Genomic DNA, 26271 nt, shown 5'->3' on the forward strand with positions numbered 1-26271 from the left:
CATGCTTATCGTCAAAGATCTCAATCAATATTATGGCGGAAGCCATATTTTGCGTAATGTGAATTTTGAAGTCCCCAAAGGTCAATTAACCAGTTTGCTTGGGCGAAATGGCGTTGGCAAAACCACTTTGCTCAAATCGCTTATGGGTGTGGTGAAAGTAAAGACTGGCTCGATTGCTTGGGATGGAAAAGAATTGGCCAATCTACCCCCGTGGTCTCGGGTGGACGGTGGATTTGCCTATGTTCCTCAGGGTCGAGAAATTTTCCCAAGACTCACAGTCGAAGAAAACTTGCTCATTGGAGCGGCAAAATTCTCAAGCCCAAAAAATATCCCTGGATATATTTACGAGCTATTTCCAATTCTGTCGGATATGAAGGCGCGTCGGGGCGGTGATTTGTCAGGTGGCCAACAACAGCAGTTAGCAATTGGGCGTGCATTGATGTCTCAGCCAGAGTTGATCATTTTGGATGAGCCTACCGAGGGTATCCAGCCATCTATCATTCAGGACATTGGGCGCTGTCTTCGTAAATTAGTCGATGAGATGGGCATCACTGTTTTATTAGTAGAGCAGTATTACGACTTTGCAAAAGAGCTCTCAGATAACTATATCGTGATGCGCCGCGGTGAAGTCGTCGCGCAAGGCAAAGGTGCTGATATGGATCTCAATGGTGTTCAGGAGATGATTTCGGTTTAAAGTGGATGCTGAATTCACTGAAATGGTTTATCCACATGTTTTTGGCTCCAGATAACGCAGTAAAACAGCTATTTAGGTCTCTAAGTCCTAGTTGGCTAGCCAAACTGAGCCTATCTTATGAGCGCACTGTAATTGGCACTGTATTAAAGAAAAGTTTGCATGAGGGGCCACTGCGAGTTCAAAAAGCTTTATATCCCGAAGGTGATGATATTTGCCACACGGTCATCATTCACCCGCCAGCAGGTATCGCAGGCGGAGATACCTTAGATATCCAGGTTGCTGTTGGTAAGGGTAGTCATGTGGTTCTATCTACTCCAAGTGCCACTAAATGGTACAAATCATTTAAAAATCCTGCTACTCAAAATATTCAATTTGAGCTGGGTGAGAATGCAAAATTAGATTGGCTACCTCAAGAGAATCTTTTTTTTAAAGGCGCAAACTCTAACGTTATTACCAGGATGAGCCTTTCATCGAATGCTTCATTTATTGGTTGGGACGCCCTGATGTTAGGACGCCATGCCTCTGGCGAGGAATGGTCTAGTGGCCACATTCATATGCTCAATGAAATAAGGCGTGATGGAAAGTTAATTTGGATCGAGAACGGGCATATAGATGCCGAAGATCAATACTCCAGATCTTTACCTCAACTAGGGTCTTGGCCTGTTTGTGCAACTCTATGGGCCGTAGGACCAAGGTGCTCAGCTAATTTAGTTGAAACCTTTGCTGAGATGATGCCTTGGACTGATTCATTACGGGCTGGGGTGACGTTGATGCCACAAGGCGTCTTTTTGGTGAGGGCAGTCTCTAATGATATGGAGATAGCTAGAAATTTTATGATTGATGTATGGTCCAAATTAAGACCGATAGTTCATGGTGTGCCAGCTCAGCCATTACGGCTTTGGGCTTCTTAGGATTGTTATAGGTGAGATATGGAATTAACTCCACGCGAAAAAGATAAATTACTAATATTCACAGCGGCACTCTTAGCGGAGCGAAGAAAGGCTCGAGGCCTCAAGTTGAACTATCCGGAATCAGTCGCTTTAATTAGCGCTGCGATTATGGAGGGTGCTCGCGATGGCAAAACGGTCGCACAACTGATGCACGAAGGTCAAACCATACTAGGACGTGAGGATGTCATGGAAGGGGTGCCAGAAATGATTCCAGATATTCAGATTGAGGCAACATTCCCTGATGGAACAAAATTAGTCACAGTTCATAACCCGATTGTTTAGGAGCAATACAAATGAGTCTTCATATAAAAAAAATATTGTTAGCTTTTGTTGGATTGATCGGAGTTCTATCTTCAAATTTGGTTTATGCCCACCCAGGACATGAAACTTCGGTTAGTTTTCTATCGGGTCTGATGCATCCATTTAGTGGCTTTGATCATTTGTTAGTTATTGTGCTCGTAGGATTTTGGAGTGCTTTCATGCTGAAAAAAATCTGGCTTGGACCTTGTGTTTTTATATTAGGCATGTGTCTTGGGGTATTTACTGGCCTAAGTAATTTACCTCTTCATATCTTTGAGTTTGGAATCGCTGCTTCTGTAATTGCAATGGGATTATTGTTGCTTGTACAGCGCCAGTACTCCAGTAATGCAACCCTCGCCTTAATTGGTTGTTTTGGAATATTTCATGGGTTTGCCCACGTTGCATTATTTTCAAATGGTTCCCTTGGAGCCTCCTTGGTAGCACAAGATATGGCCGGCTTGATTTTGGCGACAGGGATCTTGCATTTATCAGGTGCTCTATTGGTCAAGCTCCTTAGGGACAAGACAGCGATCTTTGCAAGAGTGACTGGGTTTGCTAGTGTGATATATGGCTGGGTATTAATCAGTCAACTTTCCTTTGCGCTGCTTGGTGGAGCTTCGACATGAGTACACCATCAAGTGCAAACAGCCAACGCTTTATTCCGGGGCAGATGTTTGTGGAGTCTGGGGATATTGAATTGAATGTTGGCCGAAAAACACTTTCAATTGAAGTCTCTAATAGTGGAGATCGTCCTATTCAAATAGGTTCCCATTTTCACTTCTTTGAAGTAAATGATGCCCTGTTATTTGATCGCGATAAAACGAAGGGCATGCGATTAAATATTGTTGCAGGTACTGCTGTGCGTTTTGAGCCAGGTCAAAAGCGCACTATTGAGCTTGTAGAGGTAGCTGGTGAGAAGAAGATTTATGGCTTTGCTGGCCGCGTTATGGGGAGTCTCTAATGGCTAAGATTGGTCGTCAAGCCTATGCTGAAATGTTTGGTCCTACTGTAGGTGATCGTTTAAGACTGGCGGATACCGGCCTCATGATTGAGGTTGAGAAGGACCTCACTATCTATGGCGAAGAAGTCAAATTTGGCGGCGGTAAAGTCATTCGTGATGGTATGGGCCAAAGTCAACGCGAGTCAAAGGACTGTGCCGATACTGTTATCACCAATGCGGTAATCATTGATCACTGGGGCATTATCAAAGCTGATATCTCTATTAAAAATGGCAGAATATCTAATATTGGTAAGGCTGGTAACCCAGATATTCAACCGGGGATTACTTCTGTCATTGGCCCTGGTACCGAAATTATTGCGGGCGAAGGAATGATAGTGACAGCGGGTGGTATTGATACTCATATCCACTTTATTTGTCCGCAGCAAATTGAAGAGGCCCTAATGTCTGGAGTGACCACCATGATTGGTGGCGGTACGGGCCCAGCAACTGGTACTTTTGCAACTACTTGTACGCCTGGTCCTTGGCATATTCAAAGAATGTTGCAATCCATCGATGCATATCCTATGAATATTGGCCTATTGGGTAAAGGCAATGCTAGCTTGCCAGCTGGATTACGAGAGCAAGTTGATGCAGGCGCAATTGGATTGAAGTTGCATGAAGACTGGGGGACTACGCCAGCAGCGATTGATTGTTGTTTGGGTGTTGCTGATGAAACTGATACTCAGGTGGCAATTCATACCGATACTTTAAATGAGTCTGGATTTGTAGAAACTACCTTAGCTGCATTTAAGGGGCGCACTATTCACACTTATCACACCGAGGGCGCGGGCGGCGGTCATGCCCCCGACATTATTCGTGCGTGTGGCGAGTCAAATGTATTGCCATCCTCAACTAACCCTACCAGACCATTTACGGTAAATACATTAGATGAGCATTTGGATATGCTGATGGTGTGCCATCATCTTGATGCATCTATCGCTGAAGATATTGCCTTTGCAGAATCGCGCATTCGTCGTGAAACAATCGCTGCGGAGGATATCTTGCATGACTTAGGCGCCTTCTCGATGCTTTCATCAGATTCTCAAGCGATGGGTCGTGTGGGTGAGGTAATTATTCGTACCTGGCAAACTGCTGACAAGATGAAAGTACAGCGTGGTTTGCTTCCGGGTGATGCAAATCGTCACGATAACTTCCGAGTCAAGCGTTACATCTCTAAGTACACCATTAATCCTGCCATTACCCATGGCATTTCTCATGTTGTTGGGTCTATTGAGGTGGGTAAGTATGCGGATTTAGTATTTTGGAAGCCTGCCTTTTTCGGCGTAAAGCCTTCATTAATATTAAAGGGTGGGTCTATTGCGGCAGCGGCTATGGGCGATCCAAACGCATCTATTCCAACGCCGCAGCCCGTTCATTACCGAAATATGTTTGCGGGCATTGGCCAAGGGATACGTCATAGCTCGTTAACTTTCATTTCTCAATCGGCTATGAATGCCAATATTCGCGATGCTTATGGATTAGAGAAGCAAGTTGAGGTGGTAAAGAATTGTCGATCTATCACCAAGGCAGATATGGTCCACAACGATTGGCAGCCAAATATCTCCGTAGATCCAGAAACCTACCAAGTGATAGCAAATGGCGAACTATTAACTTGTGAGCCAGCAAAAGCATTACCAATGGCTCAACGATATTTCTTGTTCTAGGAAAAATTATGTCAGAACCAATTCGCGTTGAGAAAATCATCCCCAAAGGACAGGGCTTAGCCAAAGCAGTTATTGCTAGAGCGCTCGAACTAAAGTTGCCATTTGAGGTACGCAATAAAAGCCGTTTTTCAGAAATACTTTCCGATGGTCGCGAGGCACACTTTTTTCTGCCAAGAGGTAATGTGCTGGCAAGTGATGATATTTTGATTGCAGATGATGGATCCATGATTCGAATCTCCGCGGCGGATCAAGAGGTAATAACAATTGCCTCTACCGACGCACATCAGCTGATGAGGGCTGCTTACCACTTAGGTAATCGACATATTCCTGTTCAGGTGGGCTTGGGATTCTTGAGGATTGAGCCTGACTCAGTGTTAGAGGGCATGATTCATCAATTGGGGTTGGAGTCTAAGCATGAATTTGCCCCGTTTGAGCCTGAAACAGGTGCGTATGGAGGTGGACATCGCCATAGTCATGCTGAGACATTTGATAGTGACTATGCCTTAGCTCAAAAAGTGTATGCCGAACATGAGAAGCCACATGTTCATGGGCCTGGATGCTCTCACCATCATCACGGCGATCATGATCATTCACATGAGCATTGATCTAAACGAAATCACTGCATTGATGCAGTTGGCATCACCAGCATTGCCAATCGGTGGATATAGCTATTCTCAGGGCTTAGAAGCTGCCATTGATTCTGGCTTGGTAAACGATGCTCTTACTGCAGAAGCATGGATAAAAGATGTATTTTTAGGCGTCTTTGTCAGATCTGAAGCCCCACTTTGGCTTCTCAGTTATGAGGCATGGGCAAAAAATGATATTGATTCCGCCCAAAGTCTGAACGACTATTTTTTAGCCAGTCGCGAAACCTCAGAGCTCAGATCAGAAACTGAGCAGATGGGTTGGTCTTTATTGCAAATTGCTCAGTCTTTGGGTTGGGGTAGCGAATACCTTACTAAATTATCCGCAATCAAACCTTTGTCATTATTGACGGCCCATAGCTATGCCTGTTTTCATCTAAATATACAGTCAAAGAATGGGCTTGCAGCTTATGCATTCTCATGGATAGAAAACCAAGTAGCAGCTTCTTTAAAAGCTATACCGCTGGGTCAAGTAGCAGGGCAGCATGCCTTAACAAAGCTTCGCTTGCTTGTTCCTGAAATGGTTGAGCAGGCTGTACAAAGAGCTAAATCTGGTTTATCGATGGTTGACAATTTTTCACCAATGTTGGCTATCCTTTCTTCCAGGCACGAGACTCAGTATTCCCGATTATTCCGTTCATAGACAAAAGAAATAATGAGAACTAAAAAAAATCCCCCTTTAAGAGTTGGTATTGGTGGCCCTGTAGGTTCAGGCAAGACAACTTTGCTCGAGATGCTTTGTAAAGCAATGCGTGATCAGTATGACTTGGTAGTGATTACCAACGATATATACACTAAAGAAGATCAGCGTTTACTTACTGTTGCAGGCGCTTTAGATCCAGAGCGAATCATGGGGGTTGAGACAGGTGGTTGCCCTCATACCGCCATTAGAGAGGATGCCTCTATCAATTTAGAAGCCGTTGACCGTATGCAGAATCAGTATCCAGATGTAGATATTATTTTTATTGAGTCTGGTGGTGATAATTTAGCGGCAACTTTCAGCCCAGAGCTTTCTGACTTGACGATTTATGTGATTGATGTAGCTGGAGGGGAAAAGATTCCTCGTAAAGGCGGGCCTGGAATTACACGCTCTGATTTATTGGTAATCAATAAGACCGATCTTGCACCTTATGTTGGAGCCTCCTTACCCATAATGGAGTCAGACGCCAAAAAGATGCGTGGTGATCGACCATTTATTATGGGTAGCATAAAGTCAGGCGATGGGCTTAAAGGAATTATTGAGTTTATTGAGAAAAAAGGTTTGTTATCAAGTTAAGCCTTTCCAGAACCTCATCACTCTTGAATATCTGCTTAAGATAGATTGATGTTGCTTTGAGTAACTCGAAATGGGGGCATTGCCCAGTTTGTCGGGTAAACCGACAAACTGTCGTGTTTCGAGACGCTCACGGTCAATCAGCGTAGACCATCCCCGCTCATCACGGTCCAATAGATCTTCTATTGAGTCCACACAGTTGCCAACACATTCCAAATAGCCAAAAGAAAAGGGACCACATTTCTGCGATCCCTTTGTATAACTGGTGGGTCGGGCGATGCAGAGTAACTGACTGTCACGTAACAAGACACCATCCAGCGTCGGTTTAACTGACTTCACTTCTGTAGATGCCATATCAAAACTATTGAATTCCACATGATTCCAATGATCTCGATGCGTATGCCACGCCTGATCTAGTAAGGCTTAAGTCATTGTTTCTGCTATTGATTTAGCTCATTTTTAAAGCTTCTAAGGCGTAGGTCGCACGTTCGAATCGTGCTGGGCAGGCCAAATCTTCATATAAAAGTAGGCTGGATAATTGTGTTCGATTGACCTAATCCTGGCTAGGGCTTGGCTAGCGCATATCTCACCTTGGTCTAGCGTCGTGGATCCTGGTGGACTATCGGCAATTCAGATCAATTTTGTCCCTTGTTATTTGGCGACGGTTTGACCCGACTCGGAGATGTCCGGTTACGTGACGGTTGGATGGCTCCTATTGGCTTGCTTGTGGACGTTATAAACAGGGTAATTGGGGGTACAGGGGGGGGCGGAGATCGGTCAAGAGCAGCCTTTAGCACCAAAAGCGGATGTTCCTAAGAGGTTGCCAATGAGGACTCTTAAACAGCATATACATTGTGTATATTAGAACTGTTTTCAGAAAAAAATTTCATTTTCTCCAGCGTGTATCGAACTAATTTAAGAAGGGTGTATTGAATGAACAGAATTCCAAACCCGAATCCAAGTGATTTGCCGGCTGACATTGCAAAGCTTACTGAACAAGTTAATTTAAATCTTTTTAACGTTTGGTCACATTCAGTAGGTACGATCAAGGATGTGATGAGTCTTGGTGCAGATCACTATGCCGCATTGGAGTTAACCCCTCATATTCGTGAATTAGTCATATTACTTACTGCCAAAGTAAATCAATGTCAGTATGAATGGGTTCAACACGTCACTCCCGCCAAGCTGATTGGTGTCACAGAGGGCCAAATAGATGCCATTCAAAAGCTGGAGTTTACCGAGACTAATTTCAATCCTAAGGAGTTGGCTGCTATGAAGTTTTCATTAGCTGTCCTCAGTAATCCTAATGTTTCCGATGATGTATTTCAATTAAGCCTGACGAATTTCTCAAATCGAGAACTTGTGGAAATTGTTGACGTGATTGGCTATTACTGGATGGCCGGTCGAATTGCAACTGTATTTAAGCTTGATCTTGATATCCCTAAATCAGACGAGGTAAAAGACAGTGCCACTCAATTTTACAAACAAGGTCATTAGTAACTTTTAGTAAGTAGTTCACCTCGATTAATGGGGTGGACTTATTAGCTAAGGGTTGCTAATTTCCTGGGGTCTTTAAATCACCTTCGGGTAGTTTTTCATTATTCAATGCTTAACCAAGGTCTCAAATCGGCCATAAATAAACCATTAAATCTCATCTTTTAATTCGCAATTGGGCGTGTAATTAATTACAGCGGTTATCCCAGAATTATTGTTATGATATTCATATGTTGATTTATTTGTAGTCATCCATCCTCAAACACAACGGATAAACATGTTATCGATCGCCCTTGCTAGTTTTGTCACTGTATTTGCCGCACTTTTTCCGGTAATCAATCCTTTGGGGGACGGCCCTATTTTTCTCAATATGGTTCAAGGGTGCTCTGAGACCGTTCGCAATAAATTAGCGAGAAGCGTGAGTATTAATTGTTTTTTCATGTTGTTAGCTTCAATGTTAATTGGCCCTCAACTGCTATTGTTTTTTGGTATTTCACTTCCAGCACTCAAGCTAGCTGGGGGAGCAGTAGTTATTGCAATGGGCTGGAATCTTCTGAATCAGAAAAGTGGATCCGATAAGGGCGCCAGTGGATCGGCGGGTATTACAGATGACACATCTGCAGGGAGCGCCTTTTTCCCGCTAACAATGCCTCTAACAGTTGGCCCCGGCTCTATTGCAACCGCAATTGCCTTAGTAGCTGCGTATCAAGACGGTAAAAGCCTTAATCTTATCAATGAACTACCTGCTGTCGTAGGTACGGTAGCGGCACTTTTTGCACTGTCCCTTACTATTTATTTTATCTACCGTGAGTCTTCTGGTATTCAACGAGTATTTGGCATCAATGGCACCAATGTATTAATGCGTCTTTTTGCCTTCATCTTGCTAGCTATTGGAGTGCAGATTTTTTTAGGTGGTATTAGTGGTTTTTCAGTAGATTTAAATAAAGTGATTTCAGCGCATTAATTCTTTATCTTTTTATTTCATAATTTTTTTGTAATTAACTTTTCGGAGATAGCTATGTGTACAAGAGTAGTTTACCTAGGTGAAAACAACACTGTTTTAACTGGGCGCTCAATGGATTGGGGTCAAGATATGCAAAGTGATCTTTGGCTTTTTCCTAAAGGGATGTCTCGTAATGGGGCCGGTGGCGCAGGTACTCCAGAGTGGATTTCTAAATATGGAAGCGTGATCGTTGCTGGATACAACATGGGAAGCGCAGATGGCATGAATGAAAAAGGATTAGTTGCAAACATGCTATACCTAGCGGAGTCAGATTACGGAACTACTGAAGGCAAGCCTCCGCTTTGTATTTCAACTTGGATCCAATACACATTAGATAACTATGCAACCGTAGCTGAAGCGGTAGCGGCCCTTCAATCTGAGCCTTTTAGAATTTTGGCCCCAATACTGCCTAATGGGCGCCCATGCAGTCAACACATGTCTATATCTGATGCGAGTGGTGACTCTGCTATTTGCGAATATATCGGTGGAAAATTAGTGATTCATCACAGTAAAGCATTTCAGGTGATGACCAATTCCCCGACTTACGATCAACAGCTAGCATTGAATGCTTACTGGGAGCAAATTGGTGGTGCCACCTTCTTACCTGGCACCATTAGCGCAGCAGACCGTTTTGTGAGGACATCCTATTTTATTGGAGCCATTCCTACGGCGGTTGATAAAAATTATATTACTTCAGTGCCTGAGGAGAAGTTTCAGTATCAGGCTGTAGCTTCTTTAATGGGAGTATTGAGATCAATAGGAGTTCCCTTGGGGATTACTACTCCCGATAAGCCTAATATTTCTTCTAGTATCTGGCGAACAATCTCAGATCAAAGCAACATGATTTATTACTTTGATTCTGCTACTACGCCAAATACTTTTTGGGTTGATTTTAAGGATGTTGATTTTTCAAATGGTGCCCCAGTTAAAAAATTAGCAGTGGCGGGCGGCAAGTACTATGCAGGTAATGCCGCTAGTCAATTTGTTGCTGCAGAGCCATTTACCTTCCTAGCAGATTCTGTAACACAATAACTTGGTGCCTTGATGGAAGCACGGTATACGCACTTCCATCAAGCTAAATCTTGGCGTGAAGTTTGTAAAAGCGTCTTTCTCTTTTGTCCTAAGAGTCTGCTTTGGGTTGTTTTGAGCCTGCCATAGGTAGCCTGGGTGAAGTTATAGCTGCACAATTATTTTCATCTGCTTCTTTGCCTTAGAATGTTCCGATGAATATCAGAATAATTAATGTTGCTTTCCTAGTTCTTGGGACTCTTTTTCTAGCTTCTGCATGCTCGGTTGCCAAATTAGAGGCCCGTCTTGAGGCCAACCCCCAATGTAAAGATGTTGTGAACCCAAAAACTGGTACTTTAATGCCATGTCCCGGTTCAGATAAAGCGTTTTACAGAGAGGTAGGGCTTGCGCCGGCAAAGCCTACGCCAACACCAAATACTTCTTCTTCCTCTTCCTCTTCTTCTGCTCCAGTTGCTGTGGGCGCAACATCTGTCGTTACTTCCACATCAAACACTGCAATGCCAGCAGCAACTAGTGCAGCTAAATCGACTTCATCGCAAGGCGATTGCAAACCCCAAATCCATAAAAAGACGGGCGGAACATTACCTTGCCCAGCTCCAGATTGATCAGATGTGGGTATGATGATCTCTAATAAATTTAGTCTTTTAACTATTTCAACCAAACACTCGGACTAATGATGAAAAAAATGAACATATTGCTGGCCTCTTTAGTTGCCGCAATTACTTTGGCGGCGTGTAGCAATGCGCCAAAATTAGCAACAGAATCAATGCCTAGATCGGGATTTTTGCCCGACTACAATCTTTTGGTTCCAATGGCAACTAGTGATAAGGATGTTCGCATATGGAGATATCGCATCTCAGGCGTGAATCCTGGCGCATATACATCTGTAATTCTTGATCCGATTTATCTGAATCAAAGCGCAACTAAAGATGTGAGCATTGATGTGATTAATAAAGCGAAGGCCGCATTACAAGCATCCATGGTTGAGGCAGTCAATGCACGTGGAACCATCAGAATCGTTACTCAGCCTGGTCCTGGAGTTGCACGTGTATCGGTTGGCATTACCGGCGCTGAAAGCTCTGCAGACAGCTTGCAGCCCTGGAATTTCACACCAATTGGTTTAGCTATGAATGCGGCTGCTTATGCAGGTGGTGTGAACTCTAAAACTCCAGCGCTTTTAGTGGAAAGTAAGATTACGGATAGCCAATCAAAACAATTGCTAGGTGAAGGCCTCATTACTGTTCAAGGCGAATCATTTAGAACCAATTCGGGATCTGCTGATTCATTTGTTGCCATGGCAAAGAAGGTTGTTAGATCCGCAATGGAAACTTCTGCAATGCCAACACCAACTGGTAATTAAAAAATCATATGAAATTACTTTCTAAGCTCGTTATCCTTTTTGGCTTAAATTTATTGATGCTTGTTCCGCTCATTGCCCAAGCAGATGATGCTTCACGCGATAAAGAGATTGCTGAGCGTTTTGCCAAATGTGATACTAATCACGATGGCAGACTGACCAAGGAAGAGGCCAAGGGATGTATGCCTAGGATCTATGATCACTTTAGTTACATTGATTCTACAAATAAGGGATATGTGACTGTGGCCGAAATTCAGGCTATGGCCAGTAGGTAATCTTTTAATTACAAGGGCCTCTTAGGGGGCTCTTCTTTATTGAGTAAATGATGGCTGTTTCTTTTCCAGGTTTTGAATCTAAAAAGTTTTCTTCTGTTACGGCAGATGGTTCAATTGAAATCTCCTATTTAATCGGCGGTAGCGGTCCTCCTTTGCTGCTGCTCCATGGTTTTCCTCAAACCAAGGCAATCTGGGGTCTAGTGGCGCCTGAATTGGCTAAACACTTCACAGTGGTTGCTGCCGATCTAAGAGGTTATGGATCCTCATCCAAGCCCCATAGAGAGGCAGATCACTCTACGTACTCAAAACGAGCTATGGCAGCTGATCAGCATGCATTGATGCAGAGTTTAGGATTTGATCAATTCTTCTTGCTCGGCCACGATAGAGGGGGGAGAGTTTCTCATCGGTTGGCAATGGATTTTCCGGAAAGTGTTTTGCGATTAATGGTTTTGGACATTTCTCCTACGTTAAAGATGTATGACAACACCACAATGGAGTTTGCTAAAGGCTATTGGCATTGGTTCTTCTTGATTCAGCCTGAACCAGTTCCCGAGACGTTGATTGGAGCCAATCCTGAGTTTTGGCTCAAAAATCATATGGGTCGTCATGCGGGAACGGGAATATTTTCACCAGAGCGATGGGCGGAATATTTAGCTGGAGCCAGTAATCCGCAAAGTATGCATGCGATGTGTGAAGACTATCGTGCTGCGGCTACCATTGACCTTATTCATGATCGTGCCGATCGTGATGCTAACAAGAAGCTGAAAATGCCCATAAAAGTACTTTGGGGCGAGCATGGCTTAGTGAATAAATGCTTTAAGCCAATAGATGACTGGAAGGAAGTGGCTTCCGAGGTCTCGGGAAAGGCGGTACCTAGCGGACACTACATCCCCGAAGAGGTTCCAGAGCTACTGATAGCAAAAGCTAAGGAATTCTTTAGCTTGACCCGCTGATTTATTGCGGATAAAACAAAAAACCCTAAATAAATCGATTATTTAGGGTTTTTTAACGATCACTCTGGGTGAAAATTATTGCTAGCCATGAAGCTAATGGTGCGCTCAAAGCCTAGGATTCGGATATATCGCCATGCAATATCGCGATATTTGCTATCCAAATAGCCAATAGCTACTTCAGGCGTCCTTTTGGACAAGTCGATCTGTTGAATTGCGCGGGCCCAACGTTTGAGTCTTGTTGACATATTTGTCACCTCCATGACCATACAACGCCTGAAAATGTGGTCGAGATGACATGAATTACAAAATATTAAGTAAAAAAACTGCTGTTTTCTCTAAATCGAGACAACTTTATGTGGATTGAGGATATTTTGAGGGTCTAGGGCTCTTTTTAGCGTCATCATGAGCTCGTGGGCTACTTCACCTTTATGAGCCCTTAGACCGTCCAATTTAAGCTGTCCAACCCCGTGTTCTGCTGATATGGACCCATTACAGCGTTCTACCTGTGCGTAGATGAGCTCATGTATTGGCTTTTCATTGTTCTCATTAAAGATCCTGGCATCAACACCTATGGGCGGAGCGATGTTGTAGTGAAGGTTGCCATCACCCAAATGGCCAAAATTAATGATTCTGATGCCTGGGTACCTATTTCTCATCAAAGCATCTGTTTCTTTGATAAAGCTATCTAGAGAGGACAAGGGGATGGTGATGTCATGTTTTAGGTTGGCGCCTTCTTCGGCCTGGGCAAGTGTAATGTGTTCACGCATGTGCCAAAAAGCATTCGCCTGACTTAAATTACTTGCAATGACCGCATCACTAATGAACTGAGACTCAAAAGCTTCCTCAAGGATAGTCTCAAGCAGTTGTCTTACATGGTCCTCGCTTTCATGATCCGAGAGTTCTATCAGAATCGTAAAAGGCGGCTTTCCCTGTAGAGGGTTTGCCATTTGGGGAAAGTGCTTTTCATTTAAATCAAGAGACTCTTGAGTCATCATTTCAAAACCAGTTAGCAAAGAGGTTGCACGTTTTTGAAATAAATTTAAGAGCGCAATTGAAGAGGAAATAGTTTCACATGCAACTAATGTGGTCCATTGTGAAATCGGCAGGGGATATAACTTCATGACAGCTGCAGTGATGATGCCTAACGTACCTTCAGAACCAACAAATAAATCACGTAAATCGTAACCAGTGTTGTCTTTGCGCAATCCTTTGAGACCATTCCAGATTTCGCCTTTGGCTGTGACAACCTCTAGACCCAAGCACAGATCTCGTGCATTGCCGTAGCGCAGAACATTTGTACCGCCGGCATTGGTTGCTAAGTTGCCACCGATCATGCAACTACCTTCAGCACCAAGACTCAATGGAAATAAAAAGCCTTGCTCTGCTGCTTTTTCTTGTACCGTTTGCAAAATACAACCCGCTTCAAGCGTAATAGTTTGATTGGCTACATCGATCTCACGAATTTGGTTCATGCGTTTTAGATTGAGAATGACTTGTTTACCACTGCTATCAGGTGTAGCGCCACCACAAAAGCCGGTATTACCCCCTTGAGGAACTATAGCAACTTGATTTTCAGCACAGAGCTTGACGATGCTTGATACCTCCGAAATGTTGCCTGGCAATAGAACTGCTAAAGCCTTTCCGGTGTAGCGTTTGCGCCAGTCTGTTAAGTAGGGCGCTTTATCTTCATCTGTAGTGAGGATATATTTTTGCCCTAGAACCGAAGACAGTTGGTCAATCAAGTTTTGCATGCTTACTTTGCTGAAAGTTTCTTTAGAGCCTTAGCCTCTTTTTTGATTGGCTTCAAATACATCAGCAAACAGACAAAACCAATTATTGAGAGAAGGGTTTCAAGTGCTGCGAGCCAAAAGTTAGCGCCTGTTTCTAAAATTCGAACCAACCCTTCAAGCGCGTAAAGCAATATCAACATGGAGGCCCACTGCATGGTGTAAACCTTGCCTTTCCATATCCCCGGAATAGCAAATAGCAAAGGTATTCCTTTCAGAATTAACCAAGAGCCACCAGGGCGTAAGGGTGAAACGAACCACTCCCAGCAGACGCACAGAATAAATAAATCAATAAAAGCAGCTGTAGCTATCAGTTGGTAAGGATTTTTTTCTAGAATCTTTTTAAACATGATGAACACTTGGTGCCTTACTTTTTATTTAAATGAAGTGCTAATGCAGTTTCGGCCAAGCGCTTTCCTTGTGCTTTTGCTAGACGCTGCTCTTCAGGGCTTATAGGTGCACGTCCGTCCGCGTGGGCAAGATGAGTCACTCCATAGGGACTGCCGCCTGTATTGGAAGACATGAGATCCGGTTCACTATAGGGGATACCCATGAGAAACATGCCGTGATGAAGCAGGGGAATCATCATCGTTAGAAGAGTGCTTTCTTGACCTCCATGCATGCTGCCAGTGCTAGTAAAAACGCAGGCAGGTTTTCCTATGAGGGCGCCATTGAGCCATTCAGAAGAGCTCCCATCCCAAAAATATTTCATAGGGGCGGCCATATTGCCAAAACGGGTAGGTGAACCTAAGGCAAGACCTATGCACTGCTGAAGGTCTGAATATTCAGCATATGGAGCGCCATCTTGGGGTACGGCAGCTTCCGTAGCTTCACAAACCGTGGATATTGGGGGTACGGTTCGTAAGCGGGCATTTGCCCCGGGAACGCTTTCTATGCCCTCGGCAATCAGGCGTGCTAGATCCTTGGTTGCACCATAACGGGAGTAGTACAAAACTAAAATATCGTGTTGGCTCATATTGATCTCTTATGATACGGCGATGCGCCTTATTCGTAACCCCCAATTATGGCTCTCCCTGGCTAAAGAGATCTGGGAGCGTAACCGTGGCCAAAATTTGAAGCAAATTGCGGCTAGCCTCGCTTTTACGACCATTCTATCGATGGTTCCTATGTTGACGATTGCCACCATTTTGATTGGCTACCTTCCTAGCGTAATTCAGGTTAAAAATGCTTTTAAGGGATGGCTTTTAGATACTTATATGCCTGGGGGTATTAATCAGCAGGTTTTTATATATTTAGATCAATTCTCCTCCCAAGCAAGAGGCTTAACTTATGTAGGTTTGGCCGGTTTGATTATTACAACGATCATGACACTGGCTGTGATTGAGGGTGCCTTTAACCAAATCTTCAAAGTCACTTCCAGCCGACCTTTATATAAGAAGATTGCGATTTATAGTGCGGCAACAATCTTGGGCCCAATACTGTTAGGTATTGGGATTTATTTAAGTGGTGTTTTATTTAGCGCCTCGGAAGGGTGGATTAGCGCCGTATCCGTTGGCTTTCAGTTAGTCGCAACAATTGCCCCAATTTGCTTAGCGATTCTTGTTTATGCGGTTGTGTACAAAATACTTCCGTATGCAAAGATTTTGTGGCGCGATGCTTTTGCTGGTGCCCTGGTTGCTGCGCTTGCATTTGAATTAATGAAATTCGGATTTGCTATTTTCTTAAGTCATACCGCCTTCTACAAAACAGTTTATGGCGCTTTTGCCATCCTCCCTCTGGGTTTAACGTGGATCTACTTAACCTGGTGGATTACCCTGACAGGAGCAGTTCTAGTTGCAAATTTGCCAGACATCCGTAACGGTGTCATTAGGGTTATTCGTTACTAAAAGTTAGCTCTAAGCTATTGATTCAAAGAGGTCTTGAGTCTATATTGAGCATTAAGTACATTGTTTTTGTGGAGACCAAATGAAAGTTCGCGACATATTACGCGTTAAGGGAAGCACTCTTTTTACGGTAGCCCCTGATACTGCGCTGCAAACTGCAGTTCTTGTCATGAGCGAACACGATATTGGGTCTTTAGTAGTTATGGAATACGACAAGCTGGTCGGCATCCTGACTTTCAGGGAAGTTATCGCTGCTTTAGCCAAACATCACGGCAAGCTAGAAGGGCTCCAGGTTAATTCTGTAATGAATCAAAAGCCTTTGACATGCAATATGGAAACCGAGATCGATGAAGTCCGCCGCATGATGTTGGTTGACCATGCCCGATATTTACCGGTAGTTGACCAAAAAATGCTCATGGGCGTTATTTCTTTCTACGACGTTGCAAAATCGGTAGTAGAGGCCCAAGACTTTGAAAATACGATGCTCAAGGCCTACATTCGCGATTGGCCGGAAGATACCGAAAAAGCAGCATCCTAGTCTCTTCCAGCCATCATTTGCTGACAAATGACATAATGTTGGTATGTCAGGAAATTCTTTAGGCCTCCTTTTTACCGTTACCACTTTTGGCGAATCCCATGGTCCCGCAATCGGGGCTGTTGTCGATGGCTGTCCACCCGGTATGAATTTGTCTGAAGCCGATATCCAGTTCGATTTGGATCGCCGAAAGCCCGGCACTTCACGACATGTCACGCAACGCAAGGAAGAGGATAAGGTTGAAATCCTTTCCGGTGTATTTGAAGGCAAGACCACTGGAACGCCTATTGCATTGTTGATTCGTAATACAGATCAGCGCAGTCAAGATTATGGCGATATATTGCAGACTTTCCGCCCTGGCCATGCAGACTATGCGTACCAAAATAAATATGGAATTCGTGATCCCCGAGGTGGCGGTCGTTCATCTGCTCGTTTAACGGCTCCTGTTGTTGCAGCTGCAGCGATTGCCAAAAAATGGCTTCACGAGAAATATGGCACTGAGTTTTATGGCTACATGAGCCAATTGGGCGAACTTGAAATTCCTTTTAAAGATGAATCTCAGATTGAGCAAAACCCTTTCTTTGCCGCCAACGCGGAAATAATTCCACAGCTAGAAAGCTATATGGATGCTTTGCGTAAGGCAGGGGACTCTTGTGGTGCACGTATAGAAGTTCGTGCTCGCAATGTTCCTGCTGGCCTAGGCGAGCCTTTATTTGATAAATTGGATGCCGATATTGCACATGCCATGATGGGCATCAATGCAGTTAAAGGAGTTGAGATTGGCTCCGGCTTTAAATCAGTAGCACAGCGCGGTAGCGAACATGGGGATGAGCTTCATCCTGATGGCTTCGCAAGCAATAACTCGGGCGGCACCCTGGGCGGCATTAGTAGCGGCCAGGATTTGCGCGTTTCAATTGCAATTAAACCAACTTCCAGCATCATGAGCCCCAAGCAATCCGTTGACTTAAATGGCAATCCAATTACCGTTCAAACTAAGGGTCGACATGATCCTTGTGTTGGCATTCGCGCTACTCCCATTGCAGAAGCGATGCTGGCTCTTGTTTTGATGGATCACGCATTGCGTCATCGCGCTCAGTGTGCTGATGTTACGCAGGTCGCCTCTATTCCGGGCGCTCAACCAGGCGCTTACCGCGATTAACCGGTTTATTAGATGACGCCATCACTTCGTTGGGCCTTCGGGTCCTTTTTCTTTTTATATTTTGCTTATGTTGGATTGGTATCTCCATATGCCAGCCTCTTTTTTTTAGACAGAGGTTTTAGCGTCATTGAGATTGCAGCATTAATGTCTATGCTACAGATCACCAGAATTATTGGGCCATTCTCCTGGGGTTGGCTATCAGACTATCTCTCTAATCGGGTTGGCATTATTCGAATCTGTGCCTGTCTTGCTGCAGTTGTTTTCTTATGTATCTATTTTCTGCAAAGTTATGTTGGCTTTTTTATCTGGATGTTTGTACTGCACACCATCCTCAGTAGCTTAATGCCTCTAGGTGAATCAGCTACGATTCATGCACTTTTTAAGGACAACTCCTTTGATAAACGCTATGGCCGTTTACGTCTTTGGGGCTCTATTGGTTTTATTGTTATGGTGCTTGCTGCAGGCGAGTTATTTCAGCGTAAGTCGATTGCAATGTATCCAATTGTTGGCACTATTGTTTTGCTAGCCTTAGCCGTAATTACTTTTTGCCTGCACGAGCCAAAGATGGAGCGTCGCAAAATGGTGAAGGGCGAACTTATGGTGGTTCTCTTTAATCCAGATGTACGGTGGTTCTTATTGTCTGGTTTCTTTATGATCTTTGCTCATGCTGCTTTGTACGTTTTCTATTCTTTATATCTTGCTGATCTAGGCTACGATAAATTTCAGATTGGGCTCTTCTGGGCTTTAGGCGTCACGGCAGAAGTTATTTTCTTTTACTTCCAAAGCAAGGTTTTGAGTAAGCTTGATGCCGAGGTGATATTGCAGGCTGCCTTTGGAATCGGAGTGGTTCGCTTTGTTTTGATTGCCTTTTTACCACTCACCTCGGTGTTGATTATGGCGCAACTCTTGCATGCTGGAACATTCGCTGCCCACCATAGTGCTGCTACAAAACTTTTACAGCGCTGGTTTACTGGACCCTTACAAGCCAGAGGCCAGGCCTTAATGGCCACTATTTCTTATGGTTTGGGTGGCACGCTTGGAGGATTATGTGCCGGCTGGATATGGGAAGCATCCCAACCAAGAGATGTCTTTGTAATGTCTGCATTTGCATGCGGACTGGCGGGTATGGCAATCCAGAAGTTGAGACCGCGAACTAACCCCGCTTGATAATACTTTTAATGCCCTCTTATTGAATTTTTGCTTTAGAGCGCAGTTTTTGCATCATCTCAGAGAACTTGGCCTTTTGCCAGTTCTTATCAGACATGATCATTTGTTTTAATTGATCCTTCAACTCTTCCATGCTTGGGGCTTTAACATCTCGTGTATCAACCGTCTTGATGATGTGCCAGCCAAACTGTGATTTCACAGGCTTTTCAGTGACTTGACCGTTCTTAAGCTGAACCATTGCCTTAGAGAACTCAGGGACTAAAGCTTTATCGCTAACCCAGCCAAGATCACCGCCATTTTTAGCCGAGCCTGGATCAAGTGATTTGGCTTTCGCAATATCTTCAAAGCTTGCACCGGCTTTTAATTGAGCAGTAATTGCCTTTGCATCAGATTCTTTTTCCACCAAGATATGCTCTACGTGATATTCCTTGCCTGTGTATTGCGCTTTAACGGATTCATAGGCAGCTTTTAAATCGGCCTCTGCAACACCTTCTTTTTCAACATAGTCTTCAAATACAGCAGCAACCAATACGCCCATACGCGCTTGCTCAAGCTGCTCTCGAACTACTTCTTTTTGGATAACGCCACGCTTGTCAGCTTCTTGTAAAACCAATTCACGTGTTACCAACATTTCACGAGCCTGATCACGAACTTGTGGATTATCAGGTTGACCAGAGCGTTGCACTAATTTGTCTAATTGAGCTTTAGGTATAGATTTGCCATTTACGATTACCGCATTTTGTGCAATCACATTTGCGGAGAGAAGGGCGGCGCTAAGAATGCTTATTGAGAAAATTTGACGTGTATTGAGCATGGTAATTTAGTTATTAAGTGAAGAAGGTAGGGCTATTTTAAGACAGGCCTAATGGATTACTTCATCAGGGGCTAGCGCATAAATGGTGAGGGCATGTATTTCAGCGGGAATATGCCTATTTAATGCGGCATAGACCGCTCGATGACGAGCTACTGGATTTAAGCCCTTAAATTCTGGAGCAACAATTTCTAATCGAAAGTGACCTCCGCCACTGGCTGCTCCAACATGGCCGGCATGAAGATGGCTTTCATCAATAATGTTTAAGGCCTCAACCTCAAAAGCCTTACGAAGATCTTCTTCAAATGCAGCTATACGCTGCTGATTAATACTCATTCGCTTGGATGCTCCATATGTTTAGTAAGCCAAATGCCTTGGGCAATAACAAATACCAATAACAACCCTGTGCTGCCAAACAATTTAAAGTTGACCCAGGTTTCCTCGGAATACTCTAATGCAATATAAAGATTGAGTGCGCCCATAAGGAAGAAGAAAATTGCCCAAGCCATATTCAGACTTCGCCAAACAGAATGGGCATTTTTTTCTTTGAGGGTTACCTGTTTACCCATTAATACTTGTATCCAGTTCTTTTGAAAAAACTGAGCGCTGATAAAAAGAGCGCCTGAGAAAAGCCAATAAAGCGCTGTAGGCTTTAGCTGAATGAATGTTTTGTCATGCAGGAAGATCGTGAGACTGCCAAAAACCAGAATCATCACCAGGCTTACCCATTGCATGGCATCAATTTTGCGATGACGGTAATAAACCCAGAGGATTTGACCGATGGTAGCGACCATGGCAACGATGGTCGCGGTATAGATATCGCCAAACTTAAAGGCGATAAAAAATAGAATGATGGGGAATAGGTCGAATAAAAATTTCATAAAAGGATTATCCAGCTATTTTCTTATTTCTCTGTTTTAGTGGGCATGGCGTTGGTACCAGGCTCAAAACTCAGAGATGCGGAGTTTATACAATAGCGCAATCCAGTAGGCATTGGACCGTCTTCAAACACATGCCCCAGATGAGCATCACAATTGGCACATCGGACTTCTGTCCGAATCATGCCATGAGTAGTATCACGGATCTCCTTAATGGAGGATTCAACTTCTGGTGCGTTATAGCTAGGCCACCCACATCCCGCATCAAACTTGGTATCCGAGAGAAAGAGAGGAGTGTCACAGCAAATACATTTATATCGACCCTGACCCCAATGATCCCAATACTTTCCTGTGAAAGGTCGCTCTGTTGCAGCCTCACGAGTAACGCGATATTCAATATCGCTTAATGATTGTTTGTATTCTTGATCTGTTTTTTTCATCTTTATCCTGGGAAAATGATTTGTCATGCCACCAATTTATGATGAACAACTTACTTCAATAGAGTCCAAGTGTGGAGGTGGCGCCAATGCATAGGCCTCGTGCTCTAACTGATCATCAAAAGGTTTGCTCAAAATATTGAGAAGTTTGGTCACCTCGGAGAAGTCCTTTTTCTGAGCCTGTTCTATTGCCTTTTGTGCCAGATGATTTCGCAACACATATTTTGGGTTTATTTGATTCATGGATTTGTGACGTGATAAATCATTGCTGCCTTCTCTATTTAGGCGCGCAAGGTATTCAGAAAACCACTGATCAATGACATCGCGGTCAACAAAGTCATTCCGCAATGAAATCTGATCCACAAGAGCATCCGTCTTCAGTTCACCAAGACGTCGAAAGAAGGTTGTGAAATCTACTTTTGAGTCATGCATGGCCTGCAATAGTCGCTCTATTAGCGTTATATCTCCATCTTCTTCAACAGTAAATCCAAGCTTTTTACGAAATAAAGATTGCCAAGTTTGAGCATAGATTATTGGAAATTCTTCAAGCGCTATACGCAGTAGATCTTGCGCCTCTTTTTCTTCACACCCGAGTTCAACCAATGGAATCATCGCGCTAGCGAGGCATGCCATATTCCAATGCATGATTTGAGGTTGTCGATGATAGGCATAGCGTCCACCTTGATCACTATGATTGCAAATATGATCGATTTGAAAATGATCTAAAAATCCAAATGGGCCATAGTCAATAGTTAAACCTAGGACGCTAATATTGTCGCTGTTGAGAACGCCGTGACAAAAGCCAACCGCTTGCCACTGCGCTACTAATGTGGCATTACGTTCACAGATTTTTTTGAACAATTCTAGGTATGAGTCCTCAGCTTGAAGACATTCTGGGTAGTGGGCTTGGATCAAACAATCGGCAAGTTCTTTTAAACGTGCATGATTTTGTAGCGAAGCAAAATGCTCAAAATGGCCAACCCGCATAAAACTTGGCGCCAACCGCGCACAAACCGCCGCAGTCTCCATGGTTTCTCTTCTTACCGGTAAATCTGATCCAACGATTGATAAAGCTCGAGTCGTCGGAATTCCTAATGCATGCATTGCCTCACTACATAAAAACTCCCGAATGGAAGAGCGGAGAACGGCTCTTCCATCACCCATTCTAGAGAAGCGAGTTTTACCTGCGCCTTTCAGTTGCAACTCCTGTCCTGCAATATCACCGAGCAAAATTGCACGTCCATCCCCCAATTGTCCTGCCCACACACCAAATTGGTGACCGCTATAGGCAGTTGCAATAGGGTTTGAAAAGTAATGATCGCCAGCATTCAATTGATTTCCAGACAAAACTTCTAGCCAAGCTTTATCAGTCGGCAGATTGTTTTCATCCAGAGGGATGCCTGCTAATTTTGCAGACGACGGTGAAAATGCGATCCAATAGGGGTCAGGTATAGGTGTTGGTAGGGTGGTTTGACAAACGTCATCACCGCTTAAAGTAAAGGCCATGAGGACTATTCTAGGGGGATTTCCCAAATTGCGTTCATGCCTCTAAAATTGACCTATGAACAAACAAGTCCAAATGAATCCGCAAACCCAACTAGCCAATTTAGGCGAGGAGTTAAACGTTCCTTTTTTAAAGCTTTTAGGTGTTCGCTGCCTAAGTGCCGAAATGGGTAAAGGTGAAATTTTGCTCGCCCTCAAGCCAGAACATAACAACACTTGGGAGGTTGCACATGGCGGTGTTTTATTAACGCTTATGGATGTAGCTATGGCTGTAGCAGCCAGATCTGGTGATCCTGGTGACCGAAGTGTTGTCACAATTGAAATGAAAAATAATTTCATGCAGGCTGCGACTGGTGTGCTGAGGGTTAAGGCGGATACCGTGCGTAGAACAGCAACAATGGCCTTTTGCGAGGCAAAGCTTTATAACGATCAGGGTGAAGTGTGCTGCATGGCTACAGGCACCTTCAAGTATTTAAAGCGTTTAGCGACTCGCAATGCCGATGGTGAGCGTGTCATAAACGACGACGGGCGAACCGTTTAAAGCTAAACGGATAAATTTGAACCAGATGCCGAACTAAGGGCGCCAGTCACTACATCGTGCCCCACAGTTCCTGATGCATCAAATCGACGCTCTACAAGTTCAAATTGGCCGTCCTTGCGAACTCTGAGAACGGTGCTTGAGCGCGTTCCATACCCAGCAGTTTTAATAAAAGCAGGAGAAAGTGCTTTCTCCCATTCCTTGCTAACGCCGGTATTGGGAAGTTCATTATCACTGGCATGATGACTATCTGCCAATAACTTTAAATACAGATCCGCATTTTTAAGCTGACCCTGATCCATTGCCAATGCTTGAGCAAACGCGGCAACGCGATGATTTACTTTTGGCCATGGAGTATCTAGCATTGCGTTGGATAATCCATACACACCGGGTTCTAGCGCCTGCTTTGGAAAGACTTTACGTGGACGAACACTTTGGCCCATGACTATGCGGTTGCTAACCCAATGCATTTCAGCGTTTTCTGGATTACTCAGATCTGCCATTAAAAGATTAAAGCCATTGTATTGCTGAAAACGTTTAGCGTTTTCTTGAATGAAATCAGTAGGCCCATCTTTACCGGTGAGATACATCAAAGATAACTCACCACGGGTTCTGGAATCAGGATTTTTTTCACTAGGTGCCCGAACATTCGTTAAGGCTGCAAATTTTCCGGTCTTTGAGAATCCAAGCCAGGTACCAGGACTGCCCAAGACATCGGCTCGATCTCTGCCCGCTAATACGTGAGGATGCTCTGGCCACCATGCAACCCCATCTGTATCACGCTCATAAAACTCATCGCGATTCGCCGCCACTACCAGTGAGTAGTCTGGATGAGAATTCCAGGCGAAAAGGATAAGACACATAAGAGTAATTAAATTTCAATTAACGGGTAGGGCAATAAATCTATTTTTAACACAGGTCCTTGGGCGCTACCAAGATGAATCTCCCCATCCTCAAGCGCATCGAGCTTGCATTCAATTTGTAGATCAATTCGTTCCAGCTCATTTAGGTTTCTTGCCGATAGAACTACCATGCCTGCGGGCTGACTAGGATCTTTAGAGTTAAAAAGTTCCGCTCCTGGAACGGCTAAGCTATCGATTAGCTCATTGGTATTGAGGTGGGCAAGTTGTAGCCGTCTTTTAATGGCACCACGATACTGACTTCTAGCGATAATTTCCTGACCCGGGTAGCATCCTTTTTTAAAATCAACACCAGCAACAGATTCAAAATTAATCATTTGCGGTACAAACTGCTCCTGCGTTGCCTGCACAATTCTCGGAATTGCGCTTAAGACTTCAAGCGCATTCCAAGCTTCAAGAGCTTCACTGGCATGAATCGTGTTAAGCGTATTATCTTTTGGGCCAGCTATAAGCAGTCGAGCAACGGCCTGATTCCCCACCAATACATCTGGCATTCGCAATGCTATGCAATTGTCATTAAATTTGAAATCAGAAATTTGCTCATCCGTTCCAAAAAGTCCAGCAATTGCCCATTCTAAAGAAAGATCAAGAACCTTTACTTTTGAACGCAATACATACATCGACAAACGTTTAGCAATGCTGGCGGCTATATCCTTTGAAATGAATAAGACATAGCGTTCTTCACCTTCTGCGCTTGCTGGAAATAGTCCAGCCCAAGCACTTGCCAATAGCCTACCTTTAGGGCTGCAATAGCCCACCAGTCGAACTGCATTACTACCCTGGGCAATACTCCCCGGGAATATACGATTGAGCCCAAGAACAGAATTTGTAAGTTGATTTTGCAAAAAGCTGGCAGCATCGGGGCCCTCAATGAGGATTAAGCCCCATTGTGGCAAATTACAGGGTAGGGAGGAGGGGTTATTCAGCCAGTTTTGCTGAATTTCGGCATTATTTGTCATCACCCTTTTATCATAGCCCGATGAGCAGAAAAATTCAGAGCAGATCACTATTTAGCAAGAAGAGGTCTAAGGATCGAGATCTGAAGTATTGGTTAGCCCTCTTGTTTGTATTTCTAGGTCTAGTTTATGGGGGTATTTTTATAATTCCTGTGGTCCCCAACATGTCTAGTGTTGAAAACCCAAATCTATACAAGGTAAAGATTAATCCGCAATCAAGCCTATCTAGCATAGCTAATCAACTGAGCGAACAAGGCGTATCAATTAATTCTGTAGTTATGCAGGTTTCAGCCAGAAGCTTGTTTGTTGGCTCAAAGCTTAAGCCAGGGACTTATTTACTTCCGGCTGGAGGAAGTCTTGGAAAGATCCTCTTGCAAATTGCTCGTGGCGATCGAGTAAGGGAGAGTATCGCAATTATTCCGGGAATGACTATTTGGCAGCTTCGAGGCATTATCGACTCACATGCAGCGCTTATTCATCTGACTAAAGGCATGAGTAATAAAGAATTATTGCAGAGCCTTAATCTGAGCTACCCCAGTGATGAGGGAATTTTTCTACCCGATACCTACGTATTTGATCCAGATGAACCTGATATCAATATTTACCGAAGGGCGGCGCAAGGCATGCAAAAGCAGCTATCGCAAATATGGGGGCAAAAGGAAGGGGGGCTTCCTCTCAAAACGCCTTATGACTTATTAATCTTATCTTCTATCGTTGAAAAAGAAACCGGGCGGGCTGGTGACCGAGATATGGTTGCGGCTGTATTTATTAATCGTCTTGATAGGGGGATGCCTCTTCAAACTGATCCTACGGTTATTTATGGAATTGGGCCTAAATTTGATGGTAATTTACGGAAAGCGGATTTGCGCAAAGACACTCCATACAATACCTATATGCATAAAGGTTTGCCTCCCACCCCCATAGCTATGCCCAGTAAAGAATCTATTTTGGCAGCCGCACATCCCGCCAAAAGCAATGCTTTATTCTTTGTGGCTAAAGGAGATGGCACTAGCCATTTTTCTCAAACACTTAAAGAGCATGAAACAGCAGTAGATCGATATCAACGCAAAATTGCACCTAAAAATAGCGCCAACTAAATT

The 26271-nt window shown here is 43.9% G+C and carries 33 protein-coding genes; 21 read left to right on the forward strand and 12 right to left on the reverse strand.

The window, feature by feature from the left end:
* Position 1: 1 nt before the first annotated feature.
* The 12 genes from urtE to ICN36_RS09675 all read left to right on the forward strand — a co-directional run bounded on the left by urtE (position 2) and on the right by ICN36_RS09675 (position 10054).
* A complete protein-coding gene (gene urtE / locus ICN36_RS09620) occupies positions 2-694 on the forward strand; it encodes an urea ABC transporter ATP-binding subunit UrtE (RefSeq protein WP_011903038.1) in 693 nt (230 codons plus the stop codon).
* Positions 695-699: 5 nt separating this feature from the next.
* The gene (locus ICN36_RS09625) at positions 700-1605 is read left to right on the forward strand and encodes an urease accessory protein UreD (protein WP_216228138.1); all 906 of its coding nucleotides are present in this window, start codon (positions 700-702) and stop codon (positions 1603-1605) included.
* 18 nt (positions 1606-1623) lie between these two features.
* Complete coding sequence (locus ICN36_RS09630) at positions 1624-1926, forward strand: urease subunit gamma (protein WP_071539400.1); 303 nt, start codon at positions 1624-1626, stop codon at positions 1924-1926.
* A gap of 11 nt (positions 1927-1937) precedes the next feature.
* Positions 1938-2570: a HupE/UreJ family protein gene (locus ICN36_RS09635; protein WP_216228139.1), complete on the forward strand. Its 633-nt coding sequence runs from the start codon at positions 1938-1940 to the stop codon at positions 2568-2570.
* A complete protein-coding gene (locus ICN36_RS09640) occupies positions 2567-2905 on the forward strand; it encodes an urease subunit beta (protein ID WP_216228140.1) in 339 nt (112 codons plus the stop codon). The genes ICN36_RS09635 and ICN36_RS09640 overlap by 4 nt, the downstream gene beginning before the upstream one ends.
* Positions 2905-4608 carry an urease subunit alpha gene (gene ureC / locus ICN36_RS09645; RefSeq protein ID WP_216228141.1) on the forward strand — a complete coding sequence of 568 codons (1704 nt, stop codon included), beginning with the start codon at positions 2905-2907 and terminating at the stop codon, positions 4606-4608. The genes ICN36_RS09640 and ureC overlap by 1 nt, the downstream gene beginning before the upstream one ends.
* Before the next feature lie 8 nt (positions 4609-4616).
* Positions 4617-5213 (forward strand): urease accessory protein UreE, encoded by a 597-nt coding sequence (gene ureE, locus ICN36_RS09650; RefSeq protein ID WP_076024339.1) that lies wholly within the window; start codon positions 4617-4619, stop codon positions 5211-5213.
* Positions 5203-5895 carry an urease accessory protein UreF gene (locus ICN36_RS09655; protein ID WP_216228293.1) on the forward strand — a complete coding sequence of 231 codons (693 nt, stop codon included), beginning with the start codon at positions 5203-5205 and terminating at the stop codon, positions 5893-5895. Before ureE ends, ICN36_RS09655 begins: the two co-directional genes overlap by 11 nt.
* A gap of 12 nt (positions 5896-5907) precedes the next feature.
* Positions 5908-6528: an urease accessory protein UreG gene (gene ureG / locus ICN36_RS09660; RefSeq protein ID WP_216153336.1), complete on the forward strand. Its 621-nt coding sequence runs from the start codon at positions 5908-5910 to the stop codon at positions 6526-6528.
* A 930-nt stretch (positions 6529-7458) separates the two neighbouring features.
* The gene (locus ICN36_RS09665) at positions 7459-8022 is read left to right on the forward strand and encodes a carboxymuconolactone decarboxylase family protein (protein WP_216228142.1); all 564 of its coding nucleotides are present in this window, start codon (positions 7459-7461) and stop codon (positions 8020-8022) included.
* 274 nt (positions 8023-8296) lie between these two features.
* Complete coding sequence (locus ICN36_RS09670; RefSeq protein WP_216228143.1) at positions 8297-8983, forward strand: MarC family protein; 687 nt, start codon at positions 8297-8299, stop codon at positions 8981-8983.
* A 54-nt stretch (positions 8984-9037) separates the two neighbouring features.
* A complete protein-coding gene (locus ICN36_RS09675) occupies positions 9038-10054 on the forward strand; it encodes a linear amide C-N hydrolase (protein ID WP_216228144.1) in 1017 nt (338 codons plus the stop codon).
* A 364-nt stretch (positions 10055-10418) separates the two neighbouring features.
* Here ICN36_RS09675 and ICN36_RS09680 read toward each other — a convergent pair whose 3' ends face one another.
* Complete coding sequence (locus ICN36_RS09680; protein WP_216228145.1) at positions 10419-10712, reverse strand: hypothetical protein; 294 nt, start codon at positions 10710-10712, stop codon at positions 10419-10421.
* A gap of 24 nt (positions 10713-10736) precedes the next feature.
* Between ICN36_RS09680 and ICN36_RS09685 the strand changes: the two genes are divergently transcribed.
* Genes ICN36_RS09685 through ICN36_RS09695 form a run of 3 tightly spaced genes read left to right on the forward strand, consistent with a single transcriptional unit; the run spans position 10737 to position 12636 of the window.
* Positions 10737-11411: a DUF3313 domain-containing protein gene (locus ICN36_RS09685; protein ID WP_255531289.1), complete on the forward strand. Its 675-nt coding sequence runs from the start codon at positions 10737-10739 to the stop codon at positions 11409-11411.
* Between the two features lie 8 nt (positions 11412-11419).
* On the forward strand, positions 11420-11683 hold the full coding sequence (locus ICN36_RS09690; protein ID WP_216228147.1) for an EF-hand domain-containing protein: 264 nt from the start codon (positions 11420-11422) through the stop codon (positions 11681-11683).
* A gap of 50 nt (positions 11684-11733) precedes the next feature.
* A complete protein-coding gene (locus ICN36_RS09695) occupies positions 11734-12636 on the forward strand; it encodes an alpha/beta fold hydrolase (protein ID WP_216228294.1) in 903 nt (300 codons plus the stop codon).
* Positions 12637-12695: 59 nt separating this feature from the next.
* Here ICN36_RS09695 and ICN36_RS09700 read toward each other — a convergent pair whose 3' ends face one another.
* The 4 genes from ICN36_RS09700 to wrbA all read right to left on the reverse strand — a co-directional run bounded on the left by ICN36_RS09700 (position 12696) and on the right by wrbA (position 15399).
* On the reverse strand, positions 12696-12881 hold the full coding sequence (locus tag ICN36_RS09700) for a hypothetical protein (RefSeq protein WP_015420997.1): 186 nt from the start codon (positions 12879-12881) through the stop codon (positions 12696-12698).
* 90 nt (positions 12882-12971) lie between these two features.
* On the reverse strand, positions 12972-14387 hold the full coding sequence (locus tag ICN36_RS09705) for an FAD-binding oxidoreductase (RefSeq protein ID WP_216228148.1): 1416 nt from the start codon (positions 14385-14387) through the stop codon (positions 12972-12974).
* 2 nt (positions 14388-14389) lie between these two features.
* Positions 14390-14773, reverse strand: coding sequence for a DUF2069 domain-containing protein (locus ICN36_RS09710; RefSeq protein WP_216228149.1), 384 nt, complete (start codon positions 14771-14773; stop codon positions 14390-14392).
* A gap of 17 nt (positions 14774-14790) precedes the next feature.
* Positions 14791-15399 (reverse strand): NAD(P)H:quinone oxidoreductase, encoded by a 609-nt coding sequence (wrbA, locus tag ICN36_RS09715; RefSeq protein WP_216228150.1) that lies wholly within the window; start codon positions 15397-15399, stop codon positions 14791-14793.
* Between the two features lie 22 nt (positions 15400-15421).
* On the opposite strand from wrbA, the gene ICN36_RS09720 reads away from it, so the two are divergent.
* The 4 genes from ICN36_RS09720 to ICN36_RS09735 all read left to right on the forward strand — a co-directional run bounded on the left by ICN36_RS09720 (position 15422) and on the right by ICN36_RS09735 (position 19128).
* Positions 15422-16270: a YhjD/YihY/BrkB family envelope integrity protein gene (locus tag ICN36_RS09720; RefSeq protein WP_216228151.1), complete on the forward strand. Its 849-nt coding sequence runs from the start codon at positions 15422-15424 to the stop codon at positions 16268-16270.
* A 79-nt stretch (positions 16271-16349) separates the two neighbouring features.
* Positions 16350-16805: a CBS domain-containing protein gene (locus ICN36_RS09725; RefSeq protein WP_216196353.1), complete on the forward strand. Its 456-nt coding sequence runs from the start codon at positions 16350-16352 to the stop codon at positions 16803-16805.
* A gap of 43 nt (positions 16806-16848) precedes the next feature.
* Entirely contained in the window at positions 16849-17961 is a 1113-nt protein-coding gene (gene aroC / locus ICN36_RS09730; RefSeq protein WP_216228152.1) for a chorismate synthase, read from the forward strand.
* Positions 17962-17973: 12 nt separating this feature from the next.
* Complete coding sequence (locus ICN36_RS09735) at positions 17974-19128, forward strand: MFS transporter (RefSeq protein ID WP_216228153.1); 1155 nt, start codon at positions 17974-17976, stop codon at positions 19126-19128.
* A 19-nt stretch (positions 19129-19147) separates the two neighbouring features.
* Here ICN36_RS09735 and ICN36_RS09740 read toward each other — a convergent pair whose 3' ends face one another.
* The 5 genes from ICN36_RS09740 to ICN36_RS09760 are packed head-to-tail and all read right to left on the reverse strand — an operon-like array spanning position 19148 to position 22760.
* Entirely contained in the window at positions 19148-19942 is a 795-nt protein-coding gene (locus ICN36_RS09740; protein ID WP_216228154.1) for a peptidylprolyl isomerase, read from the reverse strand.
* Positions 19943-19990: 48 nt separating this feature from the next.
* Positions 19991-20275: a BolA family transcriptional regulator gene (locus tag ICN36_RS09745; RefSeq protein WP_216228155.1), complete on the reverse strand. Its 285-nt coding sequence runs from the start codon at positions 20273-20275 to the stop codon at positions 19991-19993.
* A complete protein-coding gene (locus tag ICN36_RS09750; protein WP_216228156.1) occupies positions 20272-20820 on the reverse strand; it encodes a septation protein A in 549 nt (182 codons plus the stop codon). The genes ICN36_RS09745 and ICN36_RS09750 overlap by 4 nt, the downstream gene beginning before the upstream one ends.
* A gap of 23 nt (positions 20821-20843) precedes the next feature.
* A complete protein-coding gene (msrB, locus tag ICN36_RS09755; RefSeq protein ID WP_216228295.1) occupies positions 20844-21263 on the reverse strand; it encodes a peptide-methionine (R)-S-oxide reductase MsrB in 420 nt (139 codons plus the stop codon).
* 30 nt (positions 21264-21293) lie between these two features.
* Positions 21294-22760: a YdiU family protein gene (locus ICN36_RS09760; RefSeq protein WP_216228157.1), complete on the reverse strand. Its 1467-nt coding sequence runs from the start codon at positions 22758-22760 to the stop codon at positions 21294-21296.
* A 55-nt stretch (positions 22761-22815) separates the two neighbouring features.
* On the opposite strand from ICN36_RS09760, the gene ICN36_RS09765 reads away from it, so the two are divergent.
* A complete protein-coding gene (locus ICN36_RS09765) occupies positions 22816-23298 on the forward strand; it encodes a PaaI family thioesterase (protein WP_216153643.1) in 483 nt (160 codons plus the stop codon).
* A gap of 2 nt (positions 23299-23300) precedes the next feature.
* Here the strand turns inward: ICN36_RS09765 and ICN36_RS09770 are convergent, their stop codons facing one another.
* Positions 23301-24158: an NRDE family protein gene (locus tag ICN36_RS09770; protein WP_216228158.1), complete on the reverse strand. Its 858-nt coding sequence runs from the start codon at positions 24156-24158 to the stop codon at positions 23301-23303.
* 8 nt (positions 24159-24166) lie between these two features.
* On the reverse strand, positions 24167-25174 hold the full coding sequence (locus ICN36_RS09775) for a folate-binding protein YgfZ (RefSeq protein WP_216228159.1): 1008 nt from the start codon (positions 25172-25174) through the stop codon (positions 24167-24169).
* 20 nt (positions 25175-25194) lie between these two features.
* Here ICN36_RS09775 and mltG point away from each other — a divergent pair, with 20 nt between their 5' ends.
* Positions 25195-26268, forward strand: coding sequence for an endolytic transglycosylase MltG (gene mltG / locus ICN36_RS09780; RefSeq protein ID WP_216228160.1), 1074 nt, complete (start codon positions 25195-25197; stop codon positions 26266-26268).
* Positions 26269-26271 lie beyond the last annotated feature (3 nt).

Source organism: Polynucleobacter sp. UK-Gri1-W3 (genome assembly GCF_018881595.1).
Taxonomy (GTDB): Bacteria; Pseudomonadota; Gammaproteobacteria; order Burkholderiales; family Burkholderiaceae; genus Polynucleobacter.

What these genes read in the sequence shown, in the direction of transcription:
- ICN36_RS09655 (WP_216228293.1), top strand. Translation starts at nt 5,203, where the DNA reads ATGAGCATTGATCTAAACGAAATCACTGCATTGATGCAGTTGGCATCA.
- ICN36_RS09690 (WP_216228147.1), top strand. Translation starts at nt 11,420, where the DNA reads ATGAAATTACTTTCTAAGCTCGTTATCCTTTTTGGCTTAAATTTATTG.
- ICN36_RS09775 (WP_216228159.1), bottom strand. Translation starts at nt 25,174, where the DNA reads ATGACAAATAATGCCGAAATTCAGCAAAACTGGCTGAATAACCCCTCC.
- ICN36_RS09670 (WP_216228143.1), top strand. Translation starts at nt 8,297, where the DNA reads ATGTTATCGATCGCCCTTGCTAGTTTTGTCACTGTATTTGCCGCACTT.
- mltG (WP_216228160.1), top strand. Translation starts at nt 25,195, where the DNA reads ATGAGCAGAAAAATTCAGAGCAGATCACTATTTAGCAAGAAGAGGTCT.
- urtE (WP_011903038.1), top strand. Translation starts at nt 2, where the DNA reads ATGCTTATCGTCAAAGATCTCAATCAATATTATGGCGGAAGCCATATT.
- aroC (WP_216228152.1), top strand. Translation starts at nt 16,849, where the DNA reads ATGTCAGGAAATTCTTTAGGCCTCCTTTTTACCGTTACCACTTTTGGC.
- ICN36_RS09740 (WP_216228154.1), bottom strand. Translation starts at nt 19,942, where the DNA reads ATGCTCAATACACGTCAAATTTTCTCAATAAGCATTCTTAGCGCCGCC.
- ICN36_RS09760 (WP_216228157.1), bottom strand. Translation starts at nt 22,760, where the DNA reads ATGGCCTTTACTTTAAGCGGTGATGACGTTTGTCAAACCACCCTACCA.
- ureE (WP_076024339.1), top strand. Translation starts at nt 4,617, where the DNA reads ATGTCAGAACCAATTCGCGTTGAGAAAATCATCCCCAAAGGACAGGGC.
- ICN36_RS09725 (WP_216196353.1), top strand. Translation starts at nt 16,350, where the DNA reads ATGAAAGTTCGCGACATATTACGCGTTAAGGGAAGCACTCTTTTTACG.
- ICN36_RS09735 (WP_216228153.1), top strand. Translation starts at nt 17,974, where the DNA reads ATGACGCCATCACTTCGTTGGGCCTTCGGGTCCTTTTTCTTTTTATAT.
- ICN36_RS09710 (WP_216228149.1), bottom strand. Translation starts at nt 14,773, where the DNA reads ATGTTTAAAAAGATTCTAGAAAAAAATCCTTACCAACTGATAGCTACA.
- ICN36_RS09665 (WP_216228142.1), top strand. Translation starts at nt 7,459, where the DNA reads ATGAACAGAATTCCAAACCCGAATCCAAGTGATTTGCCGGCTGACATT.
- ICN36_RS09700 (WP_015420997.1), bottom strand. Translation starts at nt 12,881, where the DNA reads ATGTCAACAAGACTCAAACGTTGGGCCCGCGCAATTCAACAGATCGAC.
- ICN36_RS09695 (WP_216228294.1), top strand. Translation starts at nt 11,734, where the DNA reads ATGGCTGTTTCTTTTCCAGGTTTTGAATCTAAAAAGTTTTCTTCTGTT.
- ICN36_RS09630 (WP_071539400.1), top strand. Translation starts at nt 1,624, where the DNA reads ATGGAATTAACTCCACGCGAAAAAGATAAATTACTAATATTCACAGCG.
- ICN36_RS09745 (WP_216228155.1), bottom strand. Translation starts at nt 20,275, where the DNA reads ATGAGTATTAATCAGCAGCGTATAGCTGCATTTGAAGAAGATCTTCGT.
- ureC (WP_216228141.1), top strand. Translation starts at nt 2,905, where the DNA reads ATGGCTAAGATTGGTCGTCAAGCCTATGCTGAAATGTTTGGTCCTACT.
- ICN36_RS09765 (WP_216153643.1), top strand. Translation starts at nt 22,816, where the DNA reads ATGAACAAACAAGTCCAAATGAATCCGCAAACCCAACTAGCCAATTTA.
- ICN36_RS09720 (WP_216228151.1), top strand. Translation starts at nt 15,422, where the DNA reads ATGCGCCTTATTCGTAACCCCCAATTATGGCTCTCCCTGGCTAAAGAG.
- ICN36_RS09640 (WP_216228140.1), top strand. Translation starts at nt 2,567, where the DNA reads ATGAGTACACCATCAAGTGCAAACAGCCAACGCTTTATTCCGGGGCAG.
- wrbA (WP_216228150.1), bottom strand. Translation starts at nt 15,399, where the DNA reads ATGAGCCAACACGATATTTTAGTTTTGTACTACTCCCGTTATGGTGCA.
- ureG (WP_216153336.1), top strand. Translation starts at nt 5,908, where the DNA reads ATGAGAACTAAAAAAAATCCCCCTTTAAGAGTTGGTATTGGTGGCCCT.
- ICN36_RS09750 (WP_216228156.1), bottom strand. Translation starts at nt 20,820, where the DNA reads ATGAAATTTTTATTCGACCTATTCCCCATCATTCTATTTTTTATCGCC.
- ICN36_RS09675 (WP_216228144.1), top strand. Translation starts at nt 9,038, where the DNA reads ATGTGTACAAGAGTAGTTTACCTAGGTGAAAACAACACTGTTTTAACT.
- ICN36_RS09685 (WP_255531289.1), top strand. Translation starts at nt 10,737, where the DNA reads ATGAACATATTGCTGGCCTCTTTAGTTGCCGCAATTACTTTGGCGGCG.
- ICN36_RS09770 (WP_216228158.1), bottom strand. Translation starts at nt 24,158, where the DNA reads ATGTGTCTTATCCTTTTCGCCTGGAATTCTCATCCAGACTACTCACTG.
- ICN36_RS09635 (WP_216228139.1), top strand. Translation starts at nt 1,938, where the DNA reads ATGAGTCTTCATATAAAAAAAATATTGTTAGCTTTTGTTGGATTGATC.
- ICN36_RS09705 (WP_216228148.1), bottom strand. Translation starts at nt 14,387, where the DNA reads ATGCAAAACTTGATTGACCAACTGTCTTCGGTTCTAGGGCAAAAATAT.
- ICN36_RS09625 (WP_216228138.1), top strand. Translation starts at nt 700, where the DNA reads ATGCTGAATTCACTGAAATGGTTTATCCACATGTTTTTGGCTCCAGAT.